Below are 21,214 nucleotides of genomic sequence, written 5' to 3'. Positions count from 1 at the left end.
TGGCCTCAGAACAGGAAGTAGCGCTGCGCCATGGGCAGCACGGTGGCAGGCTCGCAGGTGAGCAGCTGGCCGTCGGCGCGCACGGTGTAGGTCTGGGCGTCCACTTCCATCTTCGGGGTGTAGCTGTTGTGCACCATGTCGCGCTTGCGGATGCCGCGGATGTTGTGCACGGCGGACAGCGTCTTGCGCAGGCCGAAGCGCTCGCCGATGCCGGCATGCAAGCCTGCCTGCGATACGAAGGTGAGCGACGTCTTGGCAATGGCCCCGCCAAACGCGCCGAACATGGGACGGTAGTGCACCGGCTGCGGCGTGGGGATGGACGCGTTCGGGTCGCCCATCGCTGCCATGGCGATCATGCCGCCCTTGAGGATGAGTGCGGGCTTCACACCGAAGAAGGCAGGCTTCCAGATCACGATGTCGGCCCATTTGCCGACTTCGAGCGAGCCCACCTCGTGGCTGATGCCGTGGGCGATGGCGGGGTTGATGGTGTACTTGGCCACATAGCGCTTGATGCGCGTGTTGTCGTTGCGGCCGGTGTCGCCCTGCAGGCTGCCGCGCTGCACCTTCATCTTGTGCGCGGTCTGCCAGGTGCGCAGGATGACTTCGCCCACGCGGCCCATGGCCTGGCTGTCGCTGGACATCATGCTGATGGCGCCCAGGTCGTGCAGGATGTCTTCGGCGGCGATGGTTTCCTTGCGGATGCGGCTTTCGGCAAAGGCCAGGTCCTCGGCAATGCTGGCATCGAGGTGGTGGCACACCATGAGCATGTCCACATGCTCGTCCAGCGTGTTGTGGGTGTACGGCATGGTGGGGTTGGTGGACGATGGCAAGAAGTTCTCTTCGCCCACCACGCGCAGGATGTCGGGGGCATGGCCGCCGCCCGCGCCTTCGGTGTGAAAGGCGCAGATGCCGCGCCCGCCCACGGCCGCGATGGTGTTCTCCACAAAGCCTGATTCGTTGAGCGTGTCGCTGTGGATGGCGACCTGCGTGTCGGTGGCCTCGGCCACATCCAGGCAGTTGCTGATGGCCGCAGGGGTGGTGCCCCAGTCTTCGTGCAGCTTGAGACCGATGGCGCCCGCGCTGATCTGCTCGTGCAGCGCGTCGGGCAGGCTGGCGTTGCCCTTGCCAAGGAAGCCCAGGTTCATGGGGAAGGCGTCGGCCGCCTGCAGCATGCGCTCCAGGTTGAAGGGGCCGGAGGTGCAGGTGGTGGCCAGCGTGCCGGTGGCAGGGCCGGTGCCGCCGCCCAGCATGGTGGTCACGCCGCTGGCCAGGGCCTCTTCGATCTGCTGCGGGCAGATGAAGTGGATGTGGCTGTCGATGCCGCCCGCGGTGACGATGTTGCCCTCGCAGCTGATGACCTCGGTGCCAGGGCCGATGATGATGTCCACGCCGGGCTGCACATCGGGGTTGCCGGCCTTGCCGATGGAGGCGATGCGGCCTGCGCGCAGGCCAATGTCGGCCTTGAAGATGCCGGTGTGGTCAATGACGAGGGCGTTGGTCAGCACCGTATCCACCGCCCCTTGTGCGTTGGTGCGCTGGCTTTGCGCCATGCCGTCGCGGATGGTCTTGCCGCCGCCAAACTTCACTTCTTCGCCATAGCTGCCTGCGCGCAGGGTGTGGTCGGCCTCGACTTCGATAAGGAGTTCGGTGTCGGCCAGGCGCACGCGGTCGCCCACCGTGGGGCCGAACATTTCGGCGTAGGCGCGTCGTCCAATGGTTGCCATGGGGTGTGCTCCGCGAGAACTGTTAACTATACTTTTGATAGCTGCTAGCGCTTATATGTAAAGCGCTAGAGGTCGTTTTTCTTGAAATCCCTATAGCGCGCCGTGCGTCAGGCCCTGAAAGCCGTACACCCGGCGATCGCCCGCGTAGTCCACCAGCTCTACCGTGCGCTCCTGGCCAGGCTCAAAGCGCACGGCGGTACCTGACGCGATGTTCAACCGCATGCCACGCGCGGCGGCGCGGTCAAAGCCCAGGGCGTTGTTGGTCTCGGCAAAGTGGTAGTGCGAGCCGACCTGGATGGGGCGGTCGCCCGTGTTGCGCACGACGATGGTGAGCGTGCGGCGGCCGGTGTTGAGCGCGTGCTCGCCGGGTTCGGTGATGAGTTCGCCGGGGATCATGAAGGCTCCTTGGAGGGAAGGCTTAGGCCATTTGCGCCAGCAGCACGCCACCGAACGCGGCCACGCCAGCGCCCGCTGCGCGCGCCAGCCACACCTGGCGGTGGCGCAGCACCAAGCCCGCCGCAAGCCCAGCGCCATGCAGCAGCACGGTGGCGGCCAGCATGCCCGCCAGGGTCTGCCAGACGCTGTTGCTGCCCGCCAGCTCAACGCCATGGGCCACGCCATGGAACACGGCGAACACTCCCACGCCCAGCGCCGCCACGATGCCCGGCACCCGCAGGCGCGACACCACGAGAAGGCCGGTGGCCAGCAGCGACGCGGCGATCATGGACTCCACCGCAGGCAGTGCCACGCCTTGCAGACCCAGCACGGCACCGGCCAGCAGCATGGCCGCAAAGCCCACGGGGCCCCACAGCAGATCGCGTCCTGCACTGCGCGCGGCAAGGGCGCTCCACAGGCCCACGGCCACCATGGCGGCCAGATGGTCCATGCCGAACAAGGGATGGGCAAAGCCGCTCAGAAAGCTGCTGTGCATATGCGGTTCAGCACCGGTATGAGCGCTGGCGCCTGTGCTGATTGCGCTGAAAGCTATGAAAAAAAGAGCGGCTGTGTGGCGGTGTGAGAGTGCGATGCGCATGAGGGCTCCACAGAGAGAAGAGGCAAAGAGGCAAAGAGAGAAGAGGGTCAGACGATCGGCTGATGGACGGTGACGAGCTTGGTGCCGTCGGGGAACGTGGCTTCGACCTGGATGTCCGGGATCATCTCGGCGATGCCGTCCATCACGTCCGCGCGTGTCAGCACGGTGCGGCCTTCGCTCATGAGCTGCGCCACGGTCTTGCCGTCGCGGGCACCTTCCATCACGGCGGCGCTGATCAGGGCCATGGCCTCGGGGTAGTTGAGCTTCAGCCCCCGGGCCTTGCGGCGCTCGGCCAGCAGGGCGGCGGTGAAGATCAGCAGCTTGTCTTTTTCGCGAGGAGTCAGTTCCATGTCGTTGTACTCAATGCTGGTGTTGTTGGCTCGCGCGTCAGCCGATGCGGGGTGACCACGAGGAGCGTGCTATGGCGCACGGGGGTGATCTGGCGAGAGCCGTTCCATCATAGGCAGCAAGCCCCGTGCCCGCCATACGTCATCTGGCGCACGTCCCCAAGTGCAATGGCATGGAAACTGCACCTGAAGGGGTGACCGCCGCCATTGCCCATGCCTTCCCACACTGCCTCCATCGCCCCTGCTGACGCCACCCCGCTGCAGCCGACAGAGCCCGGCATGGCTGCACACGAGCCCCAGCAAGCCCCGCAGCAGGTCGTCAAAGTCCGGCGCGACTACAACAGCTGGGTGGCCACCGAGACCATGGAGGACTACGCGCTGCGCTACACCCCCCAGCGCTTTCGCAAATGGTCCGAATGGCGGGTGGCCAACACCGCATTCGGGGCGGCGTCGTTCCTGATCCTGGAGGCCGTGGGCGCCACGCTGCTGGTGCAGTACGGCTTCATCAACGCCTTCTGGGCCATCGTGGCCACGGGGCTGATCATCTTTCTGGCGGGGCTGCCCATCAGCGTGTACGCCGCCCGCTATGGGGTGGACATGGACCTGCTCACGCGCGGCGCGGGTTTTGGCTACATCGGCTCCACGCTCACCTCGCTGATCTACGCGAGCTTCACCTTCATCTTCTTCGCGCTGGAGGCGGCCGTGATGGCCTACGCGCTGGAGCTGGCGCTGGACATCCCGCCCACCTGGGGCTACCTGATCTGCGCCATTGTGGTGATTCCGCTGGTCACGCATGGCGTGTCGGCCATCAGCCGCCTGCAGGTGTGGACGCAGCCGCTGTGGCTGGTGATGCTGGTGGTGCCGTTTGCCTATGTGTTGGTGCGCGATCCTGGTGCGTTTTCCGGGGTTGTGCACTACGGTGGTGAATTGATGCGCGGCGCCACGTTCCAATTGCCCTTGTTTGGTGCGGCACTCACGGTGGGCATTGCACTCATCACCCAGATGGGGGAGCAGGCCGACTACCTGCGCTTCATGCCCGCCAGCACGCCTGCCACACGCGGACGCTGGTGGCTGGGGGTGCTGGTGGGCGGGCCGGGCTGGGTGGTGCTGGGGGTGCTCAAGATGCTGGGCGGCGCGCTGCTCGCCTATCTGGCGCTCACCCACATGGTGCCGGCCGAGCGCGCGGTGGACCCGAACCAGATGTACCTGGCCGCGTATGAATATGTGTTCCCCAACTATGGCTGGGCGGTGGCGGCCACGGCGCTGTTTGTGGTGATCTCGCAGCTCAAGATCAACGTGACGAATGCCTATGCGGGCTCGCTGGCCTGGTCCAACTTCTTCTCGCGCCTCACGCACAGCCACCCGGGGCGAGTGGTGTGGGTGGTGTTCAACACACTGATCGCTTTCATGCTGATGGAGATGAACGTGTTCCGCGCCATGGGCGAGGTGCTGGGGCTGTATTCCAACATCGCCATCGCCTGGATCATGTCGGTGGTGGCCGACCTCGTCATCAACAAGCCGCTGGGCCTGTCGCCCAAGGGCATCGAGTTCAAGCGCGCTCATCTGTACGACATCAACCCGGTGGGCGTGGGCTCGATGGCGCTGGCGTCCATCCTGTCCATCAGCGCGCACCTGGGGTTGTTCGGCCCGCTGCCGCAGGCGTTCTCGGCCGTGATCGCGATGGCGGTGGCCTTTGTCACCGCACCGCTCATTGCCTGGGCCACCGGGGGGCGCTATTACATTGCGCGCCAGTCGGAGCCCGCTGCGCTGGCCGACGTGGTGGCGGTGCCCCTGCATGGCCCGCTGCGCCGCAATGCCGAAGGGGGGCTGGGCACAGAGGTGGGCAGCTACCGGCGCACCACCGTGCAGCGCTGCGTGATCTGCGAGCGCGAGTACGAAGCGCCCGACATGGCGCAGTGCCCCGCGTACCGGGGTGCCATCTGCTCGCTGTGCTGCACGCTGGACGCGCGCTGCGGCGACCTGTGCAAGCCGCACGCCAGCATGGCGGTGCAGTGGTCTGCCGCCCTGCGTTGGGTGTTGCCGCGCGCCATGTGGCGCTACCTGGACACGGGCCTGGGCCACTTCCTGCTACTGATGCTGGTGATTGCGCCGCTGCTGGCCTCGGTGATGGGGCTGCTGTACCACCAGGAACTCAACACCATTGCGCAGGCTGCCACGGACACCGAGGTGATGGCGGCACCCGAAGTGGCGCTGCGCTCGGGTCTGCTCAAGGCATATCTCGCGCTGCTGGTCATCTCGGGCATCGTGGCCTGGTGGCTGGTGCTGGCGCACAAGAGCCGCCAGGTGGCGCAGGAGGAATCCAATCGCCAGACCGGCCTGCTGGTGCGCGAGATCGAGCTGCACCGCCAGACCGACGAGGCGCTGCAGACCGCGCGCAGCGTGGCCGAGCAGGCGCGTCAGGTGGCCGAAGCGGCACAGCGCGCGGCTGACCAGGCCAACCAGGCCAAGAGCCGCTACATCAGCGCCATCAGCCACGAGATCCGCACGCCGCTCAACTCCATCCTGGGCTATGCCCAGCTCATGGGCGAAGACGCGGGTGTGCCCCCGCACCGCAAGCAGGCGGTGCATGTGATCCGGCGCGGCGGCGAGCATTTGTTGTCGCTCATTGAGGGCACGCTCGACATCGCGCGCATCGAGTCGGGCAAGCTCACGCTCGATGTGGCGCCCATGCGCTTTGCGGACGGGCTGCACGAGATGGCCAGCCTGTTCGAACTGCAAGCTGCCGCCAAGGGCCTGGCGTTCACGTTTGATGTGCAAGGCGTGATTCCGGAAGTGGTGCGCGCCGACGACAAGCGGCTACGCCAGATCCTCATCAACCTGCTGGGCAACGCCGTCAAGTTCACCGCGCACGGCACTGTCACGCTGCGCGTGCGCCATGCACGCGAGATGGCACGCATCGAGGTGCAGGACACGGGGCCGGGCCTCACGGCCGAGGAAATCGAGCGCATCTTCGAACCCTTTGCGCGCGGCGGCTCGGGCGGTGGCAGCACCGCTGCCGCACCGGGCGCGGGCCTGGGCCTGACCATTGCCAAGATGCTCACAGCGCTGATGGGCGGTGAACTGACGGTGAGCAGCACGCCGGGCGTGGGCTCGGTGTTCCATGTCAAGCTGTTCCTGCCCGAGGTGCATGGGGATGCGCTGGGCAAGACCGTGGTGCCCGTGGCTGTGCAAGCCCAGCGCGCCCGCAGAGGGTATGCGGGTGAGCGCCGCCGCATCCTGGTCGTGGACAACGAAGAGCCCGACCGCGAGTTGCTGGTGCAACTGCTCGAACCTCTAGGCTTTGAGCTGCGCCAGGCCGCCAGCGGCCACGATGCGCTGGACCTGCTGGCCACCGGGTACCGGCCCCATGCCATCTTCATGGACCTGGCCATGCCCGGGATTGACGGCTGGGAGACGTTGCGGCGAGTACGTCAGATGCACTTGGTGGGGGTGCGGTGCGCGATCGTCTCCGCCAACGCGTTCGACAAGGCGCTGGACAACGACGTGGACATCCACCCCGAGGACTTCATCGTCAAGCCCGTGCGCCACAGCGAACTGCTGGACTGGCTGGAGCGCCGCCTGGGCCTGCAGTGGCAACACGACGAGGCCAAAGAGGCACCCGCCGGAACTGAACCAACGGCTTCGTCCACCGCGCCTGCGCCCCTCACCTACCCTGATGCCATCGCGCTGTCGGCCTTGGCGCAAGTGGTGGCTTTGGGCTACTACCGGGGCATTCTCAACACCCTGGACGACATTGAACGCAGCCAGCCCGCCCACAGCGCTTTTATCGGCACCATGCGGCAACTGGCCAGGCAGTTCCAGTTCGATGCCATGGGCCAGATCCTGGAGCAGGCGCCCTCGTGATGACCACCGCAAACCTATCCCCTTCCCCGTCCTCTGCAGCGCTGGACCGCGCCGACAGCGATGTGGTGCTGATCGTGGACGACGTGCCCGACAACCTGGCCGTGCTGCACGATGCGCTCGACGAGTCGGGCTACACCGTGCTGGTGGCCATGCACGGCGAAGCGGCACTGCAGCGCGCCGCCCAGGCCCTGCCCGACATCGTGCTGCTGGACGCGATGATGCCCGGCATGGACGGCTTCGAGGTGGCGCGGCGCCTCAAGGCTTCGCCCGCCACCGCGCACATCCCCATCATCTTCATGACCGGCCTGACCGAGACCGAACACTTGGTCGCCGCGCTGGAGGCGGGTGGCGTGGACTACGTCACCAAGCCCATCAAGCCGCGCGAGGTGATGGCCCGCATGGGCGTGCACCTGGGCGCGGCGCGCAAGGCCCGGCAGGACGCGCGCCAGGCCCGCGAGGCGCGCAACGCGCTTGATGCCTTCGGCTACGCCAGCATCACCGTGCGCGCGGTGGATGGCCGCATCGTGTGGCAGACCCCGCTGGCGCGCGAGCTGCTGCAAAGCTACTTCGGCGAGGTGGGCCCGGACGGCACGCCCACCGCCTTCGGTCAATGGGCGCCCGAGCCGGTGCAGGCCTGGCTGCGCCGCCACGTGCTGGCCGACAACGCCGCAGAACTGCTGGCCGCATCGCTGGCCGAGCCCCCGCGCCTGGCCGTGGAGCAGGGCGCCCGCAGGCTCACCTTCCGCCTGCACCAGCAGGCCGGCGACAGCGCGGGCGGCGGCGACTGGCTCATCGTGATGCGCGAGGTGTCGGATGCGAAGATCATCGAATCCATGAGCCTGTCGTTCAAGCTCACTGCGCGCGAGGCCGAGGTGCTGTACTGGGTGGTCAAGGGCAAGATCAACCGCGACATCGGCGACATCCTGGGCGCCAGCCCCGCCACGGTCAAGAAGCACCTGGAGCGCGTGTTCGCCAAACTCGGCGTGGAGACGCGCACCGCAGCGGCCGGCATGGCGATGAACCGCATCCGGCAATTGCATCCGCAGTTTGAGGGGTAAATCTCCAAGTGTTTTTGGCCGCTAGCGCTGGAGGATAAAGCGCTGAAAGCTATCAATTTAGGAATGCTCTGCAGCAGGTTCTTTTCGCCGCCTTCTGCGCCCCCCGTCACGCAGCTATTGGCATCCATGCACGCCTTCAGCGCCCGACGGCTTCCTCCAACTGCTGCTTGTTCATGCGGGACCGCCCCTTGATCCCCTGGCGCTTTGCGTCCTCGTAGAGCTGATCCCGGGTGCGGCCCTGCGGGCCCCGGTGCGAGTTCCTTCCCCCACGAACGGGCGCGGGCGTGGCGCGCAAGGTCCGGGGGTTGGCGGTTTTACTTTCGCCGTGCTGTGCCCGTTCCTTGTTGACCGTGCGGGCCGCGATTTCCTCGGCCGTGCCTTCGTCTTTGCCGCGTTCGAGCAGACTGTCCTTGATGTGTTGGTACTGGCGTTCGCGTTTGGCGCTCCATAGGGCTTGGGGCATGGCGGGCTCCTTGGTGGGGGCTGGAGAGGAGGGTGGGAGCGCCTGCACAGGGCGCTGGTAGTCAATCTACCCAGTGCGCTCCCTGTGCGTAGGCAGCATTGGTGCGCGCCTGTAGGACGCCAGGCAGGGGAACAACGGTGCGGTGCCTGCCGTATCAGGGGTTGTGGCGTTGCCGCTGCGCAGCGCGGCGGCTACGGAGCCACTGCAATGCCACCCAGCCCAGGGCGCCGCCCGCCATGCCTGCCATACACAGCAGGTGCAGTGCAGACAGCGAGATGGTCGCGTACAGGCCGTTGGTGTCCGACCACGGCGCCCAAGGCCGGATGTCGAGGTGCATCACGCTGTCAAGCAACACGTGCGAGAAGGTTCCGGCCAGCGCGCTGGCGAGGACAACCTGTGGGCTCCAGCGTTCGCTCTCCTGCAGCCAGGGCATCCGATAGTGCCGCACTTCCTGGTTCCAGCGCCGCAGCAGCGGGCGGCACAGCCAGGGGGCCAGCGCTGCGGTCACGCATGCTATGGGCACGGCGCCGAGGTAGGTGTGGGTGGGGCCATGCAGCACGGGGGCGTCGCGCAGCATGCCGACCAGGGGTTCGATGTCCATGGCCAACTGGGCGATGCCGAAAGTCAGCACGCTGAAATGGCGCCCGGCCAGTGCCTTGGCTGCCAGGCCTGCGCCCATGTGAAACGGGGTGAAGGGCATGAGGCGTCGATGGCGATGGGGCAGCGCGTTGAGTTTGTGTCCAGGGGGCAAAAGGCCTTTAGTCAAAAACAGCTTTGGCGCTTGATAGTCAAGCGCAGTCAGCTATCTTTTTTGACAAATCGCGCAGCTGCCCCTGCCGCTCACATCCCCAGCGACTTCAGCAGCGCATCCGTGTCATCCTGCCCCGCAGGTGGCGGCGCGGGCACGGGGGGCGCTTCTTGCGACTGGGCCATCAGCGCGTCGGCGTCCGGCACTTCCTGTGCCTCGAAGTCGTAGAGCTTGATGAACTCGGTGCGGTCGATCGCCAGTTCCAGGTAGAAGATGTTGTTGTTGCTGGTGTAGAAGGTCACGCGCCGGGCTTCGGGCTTGTCCAGGTTGGCGTCCACGCTCAGCATCACCTGCTTGTTCAGCACCAGCATCTTGGGCTGGTTCTGCGTGATGTGGGTCTGCAGCTCGCGGCGCACCTTGCCGGTGAAGTCGCCCACCACCTGGTTCATGAGCTCGCCCATCACGTTGCTCACTTCGTCCGACGTGTAGGAGCTGACCAAGTCGTCCTTGGACATGCCCATGTTCAGCAGGTAGTTGGCATACAGCTCCATCGCGGCCTGGGCCGAGAAGTTGATGATGACCAAGCCCGAGAAGCCGCCATCGAACAGCACAAAACAGCCGATGTCGGGCTTCAGGCAGGTCTTGCTGATGCGCTGCACCATGCCGGAGTAATGGATCTGGCTGTGGGTGGCCACGTTCAGCACCCGGGTGACGGAGTTGCACAGGCTGATCAGCAGGTCTTCGGTGCCGTAGACGGTGGATTTATCGGGGAGGCTCATGGTGTGTGTAGGCATCTGCCAGGAAAAACAACAACAAAACTGCAACGTAGGCAGAGCATAGGCGATGGCGCACCGCGAGGCCAGAGTGCTTTCCGCCCTGGGGCACCCCAGCAACGGGTGTTGGAAGGGTGGTTTGTGGGCGCAGAACTTGCGAGCCGATTGTCCAAGTGCGTACCACGTTTGCGCCTTGGCACCGCATGGGATGCAGCGGATTGACAACCCACCGGGCAGGCGTATCGTGCCTTCCATACCAAAAGAGAGGGGCGTCAGATGGGTGTTGTCTATAACTATGGGCTGGCCGATTTCCAATCGATTGCGGCGGGTGCTGCCGTGCTGGCCAGCGGAGGGGGCGGCAGTTACCGCGACGCCTGTTCGATTCTTCAGGAGCTGGCCGGCCAGGGCTGGAGCGGCACCGTCACGGTGCAGGACTATGACGGCGCCACCAATGCCTGTGTGCTGGCCATCATGGGCTCGCCCGATGCGGCCGACAGCCTCACGCTGTCGGCGGTGCAAAACTCGGTCAGCAACACCGTGGCCGTGATGGAGGCCAGCACGGGGGCCCTGCTGGGCGCCTTGATCCCCGTGGAGATCGGGCCCATCAACTCCCTGGTGCCGCTCATTGGCGCGGCCATGTCGCAGGGCGCGGTCTGGGTGGTGAACGGCGATGGCGCTGGCCGTGCCGTGCCCGAATTGCCCCAGACCACCTACACCGGCGGTGCACAACTGGCGCCGTGCCCCGCCGCACTGGCCAGTGATGCCTCCACCCTGGTGGATCTGGAATCCGCCGTGCTGGGCGCCTCCACCGCAGCGCGCGTGGAAACCCTGGCGGGTGGGGTGGTGGCCGGGTTTGGCGGGTATTCGGGCATTGCCATGTGGCCCTCCAACGCGGGCAACGGTTTTGCGTTGTCGGGCAGCTACATTCCGGGCACGCTGGAGCAGGCGCGGGGGCTGGGGCAGTTTCTGCTGCAGGCCGCCACGCCGCCCGCCACCGCTGCCGTGGCAGATGCCATTGCCCTCATCACTGGCCGCACTGCCCGCGCGGTGGTGACCAATTTTTTCATCACCTCGGTCACGCAGTCCACGTCCAGCGCGTCGCTCGATTCGGGCATCATTCGCCTGGACAACGCGCAGGACCCGAGCCTGAGCACAGAGAGCCACTATCTGTACAACCTGAACGAAAATCTCATCATGTACTCGTCTGCGAGCATGACCCCCGACATCATTGCCCCCGACTCCATCTGCTACTACTCGGAAAGCACGGGGCGCGGCTTCTCCAACGCCAGCGACGACCTGGCCCTGTACTTTGATGCCGCCACCGGCAAAAGCACGGGCCAGATGGTGAGCGTGATCGCCGTGCAAACGGCGCCCCAGCTTTACAACACCCCGGGTGTCGTGGCGTCGTTTGCCGCGTTGCTGCGCAATATGGGCTATGCCGGGGCCATGCCGTCGGCCTGAAGAATCAAGGGTTTCGCCGCCATGGGTGATGAAGCAGACCTGAACAAGGAGCGGCTGGAGCTGGTGCTGGAAGCCGCCGGTCTGGACCTGTGGGAGAACGACCTCGTGAGCGGCCAGGTCACCCACAAGGCCACAAAGACGTTCTTGGAGCTGGGCTTCACCCAGGATGAAATTGTGTCGGGCGTGCAGGATATCTTTGGCCTGTTTCACCCCGGTGATTTCGACAGGGTCAAGCAGGCGGTGGCCGACCATGTGGCAGGTATCACGCCGCAGTACCGCGCCGAGTTCCGGCTGCGCTCCAAGGCTGGCGAATGGATCTGGTTTGCCAACTACGGCCGCATCATGGATCGCAACAGCGCTACCCCTGGCAAGCGGCTGATTGGCGTCACCTTCAACATCCATGACCGCAAGCAAAAAGAAGACGAGATCGCCCAGATCAACCAGCAGTTGCTGGAGCAGAACAAGCTGCTGCAAGAACTGAATACCGCCCTGGAGCTGCTGGCCGCCAATGACTCCCTGACCGGCCTGGCCAACCGGCGCACGCTCATGGAGCTGGGCGCCAACGAATGCAAACGCACCGAGCGCTTTGACCACCCGCTGTCGCTGATGGTGGTGGACATTGACCTGTTCAAGGCGGTCAACGACGCCTGGGGGCACCTTGCGGGCGACCGTGTGATCTGCGCCGTGGCCGAGGCATGCGCCGCGCGCAAGCGCAGCGGCGTGGACATCGTGGCGCGCTTTGGGGGTGAGGAGTTTGTCATCGTCCTGCCCGAAACCGATGGCGTCAGCGCGTTGCGCGTGGCCGAATCACTGCGCCGCGAAGTGGCCGCGTTGAGCGTGCCCGTCAATGACGAGGGGGCGTGCGTTTCGGTCACGGTGAGCATCGGCGTGGCCACGCTGCACAAGGGCTCGGGGCTCGGCTTTGACGAGCTGGTGAACCGGGCTGACAAGGCGCTTTACCGCGCCAAGGACACAGGGCGCAATGCCGTGTACTGCGCCGATGTGCAGCAGGGTGGCGCTGCGGCCGTGCATGTGCTGATCGACCCTGATGAAACCGCTGGCGGCGTGCTGGTGACGTGATTCCGCTTTCCTCGCGATTCGTCCATTCGTCCAGCGTCGCGAAACAGCTCCTCTAGCGCATCAGTGGCTTGCGCGTCCCTGGGCGGCTGCAGCGTGTCATATGGGTGTTGCGGAGGGCTCCTGTACCAGCTGCAGCACGGAAGCTCTTTGGCATGGAGCTGTATGTGGACAGTGGGATGGTGCGTGAGGCGCTGAAGGCCGACTAACCTGGGGTGGAACTTCGGCCCGAGACCCGATCTCCGACATGGAACCGGCGCGTGGTTGGAGAGACCGGTCGGGCCGGTTGGCGAATAACCCGCCCCCGACTTTCATGCCGCCACTTTTTGAATCCCATCTTTGTAAAGGCTCTACCGATGTTCACCTCCAGCGTATTGGCCGGTGCCGCACTGGCCCTCAGCTGCTTCATGCCCGCATTCGCCCAGACACCCGTCAGCGCCAACCCGGACCACGCGCCCATGCTGGCCAGCAGTGACCCGCAGTTGGCCGCCAACAAGCGCCTGGTGTATGACTTCTGGCGCGAGGTGTTTGAGTCCGGCAATGTGGCCTTGGCAGAAAAGTATGTGGCCGAGTCGTATATCCAGCACAACCCCAATGTGCCCAATGGCCGGGGTGCCCTGGTGGGGTTTGTCTCCCGCAGGATTCCTGCCCCGCTCCCTGCGCAGGACCGCGTCAAGGCACCCTTGGTCTCCATCACGGCAGAGCGTGATCTGGTGATGTTGAGCTTTGTGCGCGAATACACCGACCCGAAGGACGCCTCGCTCAAATACACCACCACCTGGTTCGACATGTTCCGCATCGAAAACGGCAAGATCGTGGAGCACTGGGATTCGGCGCTGAAGCAGTGACAGGACCGAGCCGGCAGGATCGCCGCTGACAAGCTGCGGCCCTGCGCGTCAGGCGTTTTCAACCCAGCGTTCGGCGTATCCCGCTCTTCCTGGAGCGTGCCCTTGGCGCGGCAGCACCCCGCCGCCCCGAGGCAGGGACTCCGCCGTTCACTCCTCGCTGGTCCACTCCACCTGCACGCCCAGGCTGCGCAGGTTTTCCACGAAGTGCGGGTGGGCACGGCGGATCGGCGTGGCGTTGCGGATCTCAGAGCGCCCAGGCGTGCTCGCCGCCACCATGAAGAGCGCAATCGCGACGCGGATGATGTAGGGGCTCTCGACCACGGCTGGGCTCAGGGGGTTGCCGCCAAAGGTGACCAGGCGGTGCGGGTCGGACTGGAAAACGTGTGCGCCAAACTTCGACAGCTCGCCCGCCCAGCCCAGCGCCCCGTCGTACACCTTGTTCCAGAACAGCGCGTTGCCCTCGGCGCGCACGCCCAGGGCGATGAAGATGGGCAGCAGGTCCACCGGAAAGTACGGCCAGGGCGCAGCCTCTACTTTGGTCAGCACATTGCTGGTGAATGGCGTTTGCACCTTGAGCGGGCCGTCGCAATGCGCGCGCGACCATCCGTCCTTGTGGGTGATCGTGACGCCGAACTTGGCAAACGTGCGGTCGATGAGCGGAAAGTTCTCGGGCGCGCTGTTCTTCACCACCACATCGCCGCCCGTGATCGCGCCCAAGGCGAGGAAGGTCGTGATCTCGTGGAAGTCTTCGTCGAAACGGAACTCCCCGCCGCGCAGGGGCGTGCCGCCATGCACTGTGATGCGCGAGGTGCCCACGCCCTCGATGTGCACGCCGATCATGGCCATGAAGCGGCAGAACTCCTGCACATGGGGCTCCGACGCCGCGTTTGTCAGCACCGATGTACCCTCGGCCGTGGCCGCGCACAGTACGAAGTTTTCGGTGGTGGTCACCGATGCATAGTCCAGCCAATGGTGGTTCGCCTGCAGCCGGCCCGCGCTGCGGATCAGCAGCGAGCCCTCGGCCCGTTCCACCGTGCCGCCAAAGCGGCGGAACACCTCCACATGCGGATCAATCTCCCGCACGCCCAGCGTGCAGCCTTTGACGTTGTCCTCCAGCCGCGCCACGCCAAAGCGCGCCAGCAGCGGCGGCACCAGCATGATGGACGAGCGCATCTCTTCGGGCAGTCGGTGATGGGCGGCGTCGAAGGTGGTGGCGTGGTGGTGCAGGTCGAGTGTGCCGGTGGCGTGGTCCATCAGCACCTCGCTGCCCAGGGTGCGGAAGATGTCGAGGATCTTGCGCACATCGGTGATGTCGGGCACGCCGAGCAGTCTGAGCGGTTCGTTGGTGAGCAGCGTGGCGCACAGCACGGGCAGCACCGCGTTCTTGTTGGCAGAAGGGGTGATGCGGCCCCGAAGCGGGGTGCCGCCGTGGACGACGAGGTTGGACATGGGTGTATGGGGAAATGAGGGGCCGGCGGGCAAGGCCGCTACTCTAACGGGCCTGCATGGAGGGCCGGGTGTAGACCGGGCTGCAGGCCGGGGCAGAGGCCGCCCTGCGGCTGTCAAGCGCCCGGAAATTCAGGTGAAAACGGGTTGCAGCGCTTTATTTATATGTGCTGATTGCTATAAAAAACAGAGCATACGGGGATCAGCTCGCTGGGCTTTTTCCCGTGCCCGTCCCGGCCGCCTGATGGATCGCCGCCCGGATTCGCGGGTAGGTGCCACACCGGCACGCGTTGCCGCCCATCGCGGCATCGATGTCGGCATCGCTGGGCTTGGGTGTTTTCTTCAGCAGCGCGCAGGCCGACATGAGTTGCCCGCTCTGGCAGTAGCCGCACTGCGCCACATCCAGCACCGTCCACGCGGTGCGCAGGGCCGTGGCTTCGGGGCCTTGCAGGCCCTCGATGGTGGTGATGTCGGCATCGCCCACGGCCGACAGGGGCGTGATGCAGGCTCGTACGGGCTCGCCGTTCAGGTGCACGGTGCAGGCGCCGCACAGGGCCATGCCGCAGCCAAACTTGGTGCCGTTCAGATGCAACTCGCCGCGCAGCACCCACAGCAGCGGGGTGTCGGGTTCGGCGTTGATGGAGATGGCTTTGCCGTTGATGCGCAGGGTGGTGGGCATGGGGTTCCTTAGGCCAGTTTCAGGGGCAGGGCGCGCAGGCGCTGCCCGGTCAGGGCAAACAGCGCATTCGCCACCGCAGGCGCAATCGGCGGCACGCCGGGCTCGCCCACGCCCTCGGGCGGCTCGGCGCTGTCGATGATGTGGGTCTCCACACGCGGGCAGTCAGCCATGCGCAGCAGCGGCAGGTCGTGAAAATTGCTTTGCTGCACCTGTCCATCCTTCAGGGTGATCTCGCCATACAGCGCCGCCGTCAGGCCAAACACCACGGCGCTTTCCATCTGCTGCGTGATCAGGTTGGGGTTGATGGCGGCGCCGCAGTCGATCACGCACACCACGCGGTGCACGCGGATGGCCTTGTCGGCACCTACCGACACCTCGGCCACCTGCGCCACGATGGAGCCGAACGACTGGTGCAGCGCCACACCGCGCGCACGCTTCTCGCCTGCCTCGCCCGGTGCCAGTGGTTTGCCCCAGCCCGCCAGTTCGGCCGCCTTTTTCAGCACTGTCAGGTGGCGTGGGTGTTTTTGCAGTAGCGCGGCGCGGAAGGCCACGGGGTCTTGTTTGGCCGCATGGGCGGCCTCATCCACAAAACCTTCCTTGAAAAACGCCTGGTGCGAATGCCCTACCGAGCGCCAGAAGCCCACGGGCAGCGGTAAATCGATGATCTCGTGCGCAATGCGCGCATGGGGCCATTCGTAGGGCTGGTCGAAAGCACCTTCGGACGTGGTCTTGTCGGGGCCAGCGCCCGCCAGGCCAAAGGTGCGCACCAGCACCTGCGGCACGATGGCCTGGCCCACGGAGATGTTGTGCCACGCCACCAGTTGTCCCTGTGCATCAAACCCGGCCTTGAAGCGGGCCATGCAGGCCGGGCGGTAAAAGTCGTGCTGCGTGTCCTGCTCGCGGGTCCACAGGGTCTGCACGGGCGCACCACCGGCTACCTTGGCAATGGCGGCGGCCTGGCCCACGTAGTCCACCTCCAGCCGCCGCCCAAAGCCGCCTCCCAGCAGCAGCTGGTGCACGGTCACTTTCTCTTCGTCGATGCCCAGTGCCTTGGCGGCTGCCATGCGGGCCAGGCCCGGCACCTGGGTGGATGTCCACACGGTGGCGGCCCCGTCCTTGAATTGCACCGTGCAGTTGATGGGTTCCAGCGCAGCGTGTGCCAGGTAGGGTGCGCGGTAGTCGGCGGTGAGGGTGGTGGCCGCGCCCTGCATGGCCACGTCCACATCGCCCGCGCTGTGGTAGCCAAAGCCCTTGGCTTCGTCCAGCGCCTGGGCCAGGCGCGCCACCACGGTCTCGCTCGACAGCGTGGCGGCGGGGCCGTGGTCCCATTCCACGGTGACAGCGGCAGCGGCCTTTTTGGCATGCCAGGGTGTGTCGGCAATGACCGCCACGCCACCGGTGCCCCCGTGGTGAGGCGCCACGGCCAGCACGTGTTTCACGCCCGGCAGCTTCTGGGCGGCGGCTGCGTCAAAGCGGGTCACCTTGCCGCCACGGGTGGGGCACATCACCACGCTGGCGTGCAGCAGGCCGGGTGGGTGGGCGTCGATGCCGAACACGGCCGTGCCATCCAGTTTGGACGGCGCCTCGATGCGCGTCAGCGGCTTGCCGATCAGCTTGAACTGCGCGGGTTCTTTCAGCGTGACCTTGCCTGGCATGGGCTGCTGCGCGGCCAGAGCGGCCAGTTCGCCAAACGTGGCGCGCTGGCCGGCCACATGCTCCACCACGCCCGCGTTGGCCGTGCACTCTGCCGCCTGCACGTTCCACTGCGCGGCGGCGGCACGGATCAGCAGGGCGCGCGCGTGGGCACCGGCCTCACGCATGGGCAGCCACAGGTCTTTGATGCTGCTCGATCCGCCTGTCATCATCACGCCCACTTCGCGCATGGTCTTGGCTGTCAGCCAGCCCGCCACGGCTTTGATCGATCCGTCGTTGTCGGGGTGGAACGGCAGGCCGTCCACCACGGTGGCCAGGTTGTTGTAGATGTCGTCGATGGGTGCCATCTCCAGCCGCACCTGCGCCCAGTCGGCATCCAGCTCTTCCGCCAGGATGGCGGCCAGACCCGTGTGTGCGCCCTGGCCCATTTCCGACTTGGCCATCATTACCGTCACTGTGTTGTCGGCGCCCACCTTGAGCCAGCCGTTCAGCGCTGCCTGCCCGCTGGCGCTGGGCACGGGGGCGGCCGGGTGCAGGCGCTGGCGCGGCGGCATCACGCCCCAGCCAATGACCAGCGCGCCCGCTGCTGCGGCGCCACCGAGGAGCACTGTGCGTCGTTTCACCATGGGGTCATTTCCTTCGTGGCGTAGGTTGGCTGGTTGGAGGGCATGCGGGCCCGGTGCAGAGGGCGGTGGTTCAAACATCGTAAACCCACGACCGGGATTCCACCGGCACTCCAGGGACTTGATATTTTGGGTATTTTTGGCCGCTAGCGCTTATCCATAGTGCGCTAAAAGCTATTAAATGCATAGCGTTTCGCCTACCCGACACAGCTTCGGTGTGCAGACCCCGGCTGTCTGCAGCCGGGCAGCGGTGTACGCCACCCGGCGTATTTCCCAAGCCGGCCCCGCTCTCCAGAATCCATTCCATCGCCCGATCCGCCACGGCTCCACCACGGAGCCCGCCGGGCGAAGCGGTTTGATTGATTCACTGATTGAAACCACCACCGGAGAAGCACACATGCAACGTCGTTATTCCCTCAAGGCCCTCGCGGCCGTCGCTACGCTCGCTGGCCTGTCTGCGCTGCCAGCCCACGCCCAGGACACGATCAAGGTCGGCATCCTGCACAGCCTCTCGGGCACCATGGCCATCTCCGAAACCGTGTTGAAAGACACCGTGCTCATGGCCATCGACGAGATCAACGCCAAGGGCGGCGTGCTGGGCAAGAAGCTCGAACCCGTGGTGGTGGACCCGGCCTCCAACTGGCCCCTGTTCGCCGAAAAGACCAAGCAGCTGCTGGGCCAGGACAAGGTCTCGGTCATCTTCGGCTGCTGGACCAGCGTGAGCCGCAAGTCGGTGCTGCCCGTGGTCGAGGAAATGAACGGCCTGCTGTTCTACCCCGTGCAGTACGAGGGTGAAGAGCTGTCCAAGAACGTGTTCTACACCGGCGCCGCGCCCAACCAGCAGGCCATCCCTGCGGTGGACTACCTGATGAGCAAGGACGGCGGCAGCGCCAAGCGCTGGGTGCTGCTGGGCACCGACTACGTGTACCCCCGCACCACCAACAAGATCCTGCGCGCCTACCTGAAGTCCAAGGGCGTGAAGGATTCCGACATCGACGAGAAGTACACGCCGTTCGGCCACTCTGACTACCAGACCATCGTTGCCGACATCAAGAAGTTCAGCCAGGGCGGCAAGACAGCCGTGGTCTCCACCATCAATGGCGACTCCAACGTGCCCTTCTACAAGGAACTGGGCAACGCGGGCCTGAAGGCCAAGGACGTGCCGGTCGTCGCCTTCTCCGTGGGCGAGGAAGAACTGCGTGGCGTGGACACCAAGCCACTGGTGGGCCACCTGGCCGCCTGGAACTACTTCCAGTCCATCAAGAGCCCCGAAAACACGGCCTTCATGAAGAAGTGGGCGGACTACACCAAGGCCAAGAACATCGCCGGCCACAAGGACAAGCCACTGACCAACGACCCGATGGAAGCCACCTACATCGGCATCAACATGTGGAAGCAGGCGGTCGAGAAGGCCAAGAGCACCGACGTAGACAAGGTGATCGCCGCCATGGCCGGCCAGACCTTCAAGGCACCGAGCGGCATCGTCAGCAAGATGGATGAGAAGAACCACCACCTGCACAAGAGCGTGTTCATCGGCGAGATCAAGGCCGATGGCCAGTTCAACGTGGTGTGGAAGACGCCCGGCCCGGTCAAGGCCAAGCCATGGTCTCCTTACATCGAAGGCAACGACAAGAAGAAGGACGAGCCGGACGGCAAGTCGAAGCTGTGATTCGGTACACCCCCCTGAGGCGCTTGCGCGCCTTCACCCCCTCTCTCACGCTTGCGCGTGGGAGGGGGGACGCCGCCAGCGCGGCGGGGCGGCCCTTGCGCGGCGGCCCTCGCTTCTAGATCGCGCGTGCTTTGCGGCCCACTGCTTTTCACACAGCTCTCGTCATGCTTGCTTCCATCTTTTCTCGCTTGATCGCCTGCCTGCTGTTGTGCACAGCGGTGCAGGCGCACGCGCTCACGGCCGAGGCTGCGCGGGCCATGGCGGCGGGTGATACCGACGACCGGATCGCCGCGCTGCAGAAAGCCATTGCCACGCCCGACGAGGCCACGTTGGCGTTTATCCGCGCGATGGGTGACGACGCGGTGAAGATCGCAGGCGACAAGGCCATCGTGATCAAGGGCGACAAGGGGCTGGACCCCGTGACCGGCGCCGAGGTGCCGGTGCCTGACGACGCCGAAGACATCGTCAACAACAACCGCATGCGCGGCGAGTTCGACACCGCATTGGCTTCGCTCCAGCTGATGTCCACCGACATTGCACAACGCCGCAGCGCCATCGAAGCGCTGCGCGAAGAGACGGACGAGGCCCGCCTGCCGCTCGTCGAAAAGGCGCTGGCCGCCGAGCAGGATGTGGCCCTGAAGGGACGCCTCACCAGCATCCGCGCGCGCATCCTCCTGAGCAGCAGCGATGCCGCCAAGCGCCTGGAAGCTGCACAGCACCTCGCGACCAGCGGGAACCCCGCCACGCGCACCGTGCTGCTGGAGCAGCTGCGCAGCGAAGAAGACCCCAAGGTCAAGGCCGCCCTGCAGGCGGCACTCAAGACGGTGGAAGACAGCCTGCAATGGGGCGAGCGACTGGCGGCGATGTTCACGGGCATCAGCCTGGGCTCCATCTTGCTGCTGGTGGCGCTGGGCCTGGCCATCACCTACGGCCTGATGGGCGTGATCAACATGGCCCATGGCGAGCTGATGATGATCGGGGCCTATGCCACGTATGTGATGCAGGGCATCTTCCAGAAGTATTTCCCTGGTGCCTTCGACTGGTACCTGGTCGCCGCCGTGCCCGCTGCCTTCATGGCGTCAGCGCTGATGGGCGCGGTGCTGGAGCGCAGCGTGATCCGCTTTCTGTACGGCCGGCCGCTGGAGACCTTGCTGGCCACCTGGGGCATCAGCCTGATGCTGCAGCAACTGGTGCGCACCGTGTTCGGCGCGCAGAACGTGGGTGTGGAAAACCCCTCGTGGATGAGCGGCGGCGTGCAGCTGATGGAGAACCTGCAACTGCCCTGGAACCGCGTGATCATCGTCGCCTTCGCGCTGGCGGTGCTGGGCGGCGTGGCCTTTCTCATCAGCAAGACGCGCCTGGGCTTGTTCGTGCGCGGCGTCACGCAAAACCGGCCCATCGCCTCGTGCATGGGCGTGAACACGGCGCGTGTCGATACCTACGCCTTCGCGCTGGGCTCCGGCATCGCGGGCCTGGCGGGCTGCGCGCTCAGCCAGGTGGGCAACGTGGGGCCGGACCTGGGCCAGGGCTACATCGTCGACTCGTTCATGGTGGTGGTGCTCGGCGGCGTGGGCCAGCTGGCCGGCACCGTGTATGCCGCGCTGGGCCTGGGCGTACTCAACAAGTTCCTGGAAGGCTGGACGGGCGCCGTGCTGGCCAAGATCGCCGTGCTGGTGTTCATCATCATCTTCATCCAGAAGCGGCCGCAGGGCATCTTCGCGGTGAAGGGCCGTACGGCGGATTGAGAC

17 protein-coding genes are annotated in these 21,214 nt (G+C 65.7%); 7 read left to right on the top strand and 10 right to left on the bottom strand.

Going from position 1 to position 21,214, the window contains the following annotated elements; genetic code table 11:
- Nucleotides 1-5: 5 nt before the first annotated feature.
- From ureC to ASE52_RS20075, 4 genes are all read right to left on the bottom strand, one after another.
- On the bottom strand, nucleotides 6-1,724 hold the full coding sequence (ureC, locus tag ASE52_RS20090) for an urease subunit alpha (RefSeq protein ID WP_057228770.1): 1,719 nt from the start codon (nucleotides 1,722-1,724) through the stop codon (nucleotides 6-8).
- Nucleotides 1,725-1,814: 90 nt separating this feature from the next.
- Nucleotides 1,815-2,120: an urease subunit beta gene (locus ASE52_RS20085; protein WP_057228769.1), complete on the bottom strand. Its 306-nt coding sequence runs from the start codon at nucleotides 2,118-2,120 to the stop codon at nucleotides 1,815-1,817.
- A gap of 22 nt (nucleotides 2,121-2,142) precedes the next feature.
- Nucleotides 2,143-2,757: a HupE/UreJ family protein gene (locus ASE52_RS20080; RefSeq protein WP_057228768.1), complete on the bottom strand. Its 615-nt coding sequence runs from the start codon at nucleotides 2,755-2,757 to the stop codon at nucleotides 2,143-2,145.
- A gap of 47 nt (nucleotides 2,758-2,804) precedes the next feature.
- A complete protein-coding gene (locus ASE52_RS20075) occupies nucleotides 2,805-3,107 on the bottom strand; it encodes an urease subunit gamma (protein ID WP_055399013.1) in 303 nt (100 codons plus the stop codon).
- A 276-nt stretch (nucleotides 3,108-3,383) separates the two neighbouring features.
- Here ASE52_RS20075 and ASE52_RS20070 point away from each other — a divergent pair, with 276 nt between their 5' ends.
- Together ASE52_RS20070 and ASE52_RS20065 are read left to right on the top strand one after the other, a co-directional pair.
- Nucleotides 3,384-6,968 carry an ATP-binding protein gene (locus ASE52_RS20070; protein ID WP_241777088.1) on the top strand — a complete coding sequence of 1,195 codons (3,585 nt, stop codon included), beginning with the start codon at nucleotides 3,384-3,386 and terminating at the stop codon, nucleotides 6,966-6,968.
- Nucleotides 6,968-8,026 carry a response regulator gene (locus tag ASE52_RS20065; protein WP_057228766.1) on the top strand — a complete coding sequence of 353 codons (1,059 nt, stop codon included), beginning with the start codon at nucleotides 6,968-6,970 and terminating at the stop codon, nucleotides 8,024-8,026. Before ASE52_RS20070 ends, ASE52_RS20065 begins: the two co-directional genes overlap by 1 nt.
- Before the next feature lie 136 nt (nucleotides 8,027-8,162).
- Here the strand turns inward: ASE52_RS20065 and ASE52_RS20060 are convergent, their stop codons facing one another.
- From ASE52_RS20060 to ASE52_RS20050, 3 genes are all read right to left on the bottom strand, one after another.
- On the bottom strand, nucleotides 8,163-8,489 hold the full coding sequence (locus tag ASE52_RS20060) for a hypothetical protein (protein ID WP_057229625.1): 327 nt from the start codon (nucleotides 8,487-8,489) through the stop codon (nucleotides 8,163-8,165).
- 154 nt (nucleotides 8,490-8,643) lie between these two features.
- Nucleotides 8,644-9,189 carry a DUF4184 family protein gene (locus tag ASE52_RS20055; protein WP_082606962.1) on the bottom strand — a complete coding sequence of 182 codons (546 nt, stop codon included), beginning with the start codon at nucleotides 9,187-9,189 and terminating at the stop codon, nucleotides 8,644-8,646.
- Nucleotides 9,190-9,329: 140 nt separating this feature from the next.
- Complete coding sequence (locus ASE52_RS20050; protein WP_010461806.1) at nucleotides 9,330-10,016, bottom strand: DUF3334 family protein; 687 nt, start codon at nucleotides 10,014-10,016, stop codon at nucleotides 9,330-9,332.
- A gap of 270 nt (nucleotides 10,017-10,286) precedes the next feature.
- Between ASE52_RS20050 and ASE52_RS20045 the strand changes: the two genes are divergently transcribed.
- The 3 genes from ASE52_RS20045 to ASE52_RS20035 all read left to right on the top strand — a co-directional run bounded on the left by ASE52_RS20045 (nucleotide 10,287) and on the right by ASE52_RS20035 (nucleotide 13,396).
- Nucleotides 10,287-11,471 carry a DUF917 family protein gene (locus tag ASE52_RS20045; protein WP_057228764.1) on the top strand — a complete coding sequence of 395 codons (1,185 nt, stop codon included), beginning with the start codon at nucleotides 10,287-10,289 and terminating at the stop codon, nucleotides 11,469-11,471.
- Nucleotides 11,472-11,492: 21 nt separating this feature from the next.
- A complete protein-coding gene (locus ASE52_RS20040) occupies nucleotides 11,493-12,551 on the top strand; it encodes a sensor domain-containing diguanylate cyclase (protein ID WP_057228763.1) in 1,059 nt (352 codons plus the stop codon).
- 353 nt (nucleotides 12,552-12,904) lie between these two features.
- Nucleotides 12,905-13,396, top strand: a complete 492-nt coding sequence (locus ASE52_RS20035) for a nuclear transport factor 2 family protein (RefSeq protein WP_057228762.1) — start codon at nucleotides 12,905-12,907, stop codon at nucleotides 13,394-13,396.
- Nucleotides 13,397-13,543: 147 nt separating this feature from the next.
- Here the strand turns inward: ASE52_RS20035 and ASE52_RS20030 are convergent, their stop codons facing one another.
- The 3 genes from ASE52_RS20030 to ASE52_RS20020 all read right to left on the bottom strand — a co-directional run bounded on the left by ASE52_RS20030 (nucleotide 13,544) and on the right by ASE52_RS20020 (nucleotide 17,800).
- Entirely contained in the window at nucleotides 13,544-14,845 is a 1,302-nt protein-coding gene (locus ASE52_RS20030) for a UDP-N-acetylglucosamine 1-carboxyvinyltransferase (RefSeq protein ID WP_057228761.1), read from the bottom strand.
- 199 nt (nucleotides 14,846-15,044) lie between these two features.
- A complete protein-coding gene (locus ASE52_RS20025) occupies nucleotides 15,045-15,521 on the bottom strand; it encodes a (2Fe-2S)-binding protein (RefSeq protein WP_010461796.1) in 477 nt (158 codons plus the stop codon).
- Nucleotides 15,522-15,529: 8 nt separating this feature from the next.
- Entirely contained in the window at nucleotides 15,530-17,800 is a 2,271-nt protein-coding gene (locus tag ASE52_RS20020; protein WP_057228759.1) for a xanthine dehydrogenase family protein molybdopterin-binding subunit, read from the bottom strand.
- Nucleotides 17,801-18,194: 394 nt separating this feature from the next.
- On the opposite strand from ASE52_RS20020, the gene urtA reads away from it, so the two are divergent.
- Nucleotides 18,195-19,466 (top strand): urea ABC transporter substrate-binding protein, encoded by a 1,272-nt coding sequence (urtA, locus tag ASE52_RS20015; protein WP_057228757.1) that lies wholly within the window; start codon nucleotides 18,195-18,197, stop codon nucleotides 19,464-19,466.
- 164 nt (nucleotides 19,467-19,630) lie between these two features.
- Nucleotides 19,631-21,211, top strand: coding sequence for an urea ABC transporter permease subunit UrtB (urtB, locus tag ASE52_RS20010; protein WP_057228755.1), 1,581 nt, complete (start codon nucleotides 19,631-19,633; stop codon nucleotides 21,209-21,211).
- Nucleotides 21,212-21,214: the final 3 nt, after the last annotated feature.

The sequence above is a fragment of the Acidovorax sp. Root275 genome, from assembly GCF_001428965.1.
In the GTDB taxonomy this organism is placed as follows: Bacteria; Pseudomonadota; Gammaproteobacteria; order Burkholderiales; family Burkholderiaceae_C; genus Acidovorax; species Acidovorax radicis.
Note: the sequence above shows the minus strand (reverse complement) of the source record. Positions and strands in the feature narration are given on the sequence as shown.

Excerpts from the sequence above, each read along its gene's own strand:
- ASE52_RS20020 (WP_057228759.1), bottom strand. The coding sequence starts at position 17,800 with ATGGTGAAACGACGCACAGTGCTCCTCGGTGGCGCCGCAGCAGCGGGC.
- ASE52_RS20080 (WP_057228768.1), bottom strand. The coding sequence starts at position 2,757 with ATGCGCATCGCACTCTCACACCGCCACACAGCCGCTCTTTTTTTCATA.
- ASE52_RS20035 (WP_057228762.1), top strand. The coding sequence starts at position 12,905 with ATGTTCACCTCCAGCGTATTGGCCGGTGCCGCACTGGCCCTCAGCTGC.
- ASE52_RS20075 (WP_055399013.1), bottom strand. The coding sequence starts at position 3,107 with ATGGAACTGACTCCTCGCGAAAAAGACAAGCTGCTGATCTTCACCGCC.
- urtB (WP_057228755.1), top strand. The coding sequence starts at position 19,631 with ATGCTTGCTTCCATCTTTTCTCGCTTGATCGCCTGCCTGCTGTTGTGC.
- ASE52_RS20025 (WP_010461796.1), bottom strand. The coding sequence starts at position 15,521 with ATGCCCACCACCCTGCGCATCAACGGCAAAGCCATCTCCATCAACGCC.
- ASE52_RS20040 (WP_057228763.1), top strand. The coding sequence starts at position 11,493 with ATGGGTGATGAAGCAGACCTGAACAAGGAGCGGCTGGAGCTGGTGCTG.
- ASE52_RS20060 (WP_057229625.1), bottom strand. The coding sequence starts at position 8,489 with ATGCCCCAAGCCCTATGGAGCGCCAAACGCGAACGCCAGTACCAACAC.
- ASE52_RS20065 (WP_057228766.1), top strand. The coding sequence starts at position 6,968 with ATGACCACCGCAAACCTATCCCCTTCCCCGTCCTCTGCAGCGCTGGAC.
- ASE52_RS20050 (WP_010461806.1), bottom strand. The coding sequence starts at position 10,016 with ATGAGCCTCCCCGATAAATCCACCGTCTACGGCACCGAAGACCTGCTG.
- ASE52_RS20085 (WP_057228769.1), bottom strand. The coding sequence starts at position 2,120 with ATGATCCCCGGCGAACTCATCACCGAACCCGGCGAGCACGCGCTCAAC.
- ASE52_RS20070 (WP_241777088.1), top strand. The coding sequence starts at position 3,384 with ATGGCTGCACACGAGCCCCAGCAAGCCCCGCAGCAGGTCGTCAAAGTC.
- ASE52_RS20055 (WP_082606962.1), bottom strand. The coding sequence starts at position 9,189 with ATGCCCTTCACCCCGTTTCACATGGGCGCAGGCCTGGCAGCCAAGGCA.
- ASE52_RS20045 (WP_057228764.1), top strand. The coding sequence starts at position 10,287 with ATGGGTGTTGTCTATAACTATGGGCTGGCCGATTTCCAATCGATTGCG.
- ASE52_RS20030 (WP_057228761.1), bottom strand. The coding sequence starts at position 14,845 with ATGTCCAACCTCGTCGTCCACGGCGGCACCCCGCTTCGGGGCCGCATC.
- urtA (WP_057228757.1), top strand. The coding sequence starts at position 18,195 with ATGCAACGTCGTTATTCCCTCAAGGCCCTCGCGGCCGTCGCTACGCTC.
- ureC (WP_057228770.1), bottom strand. The coding sequence starts at position 1,724 with ATGGCAACCATTGGACGACGCGCCTACGCCGAAATGTTCGGCCCCACG.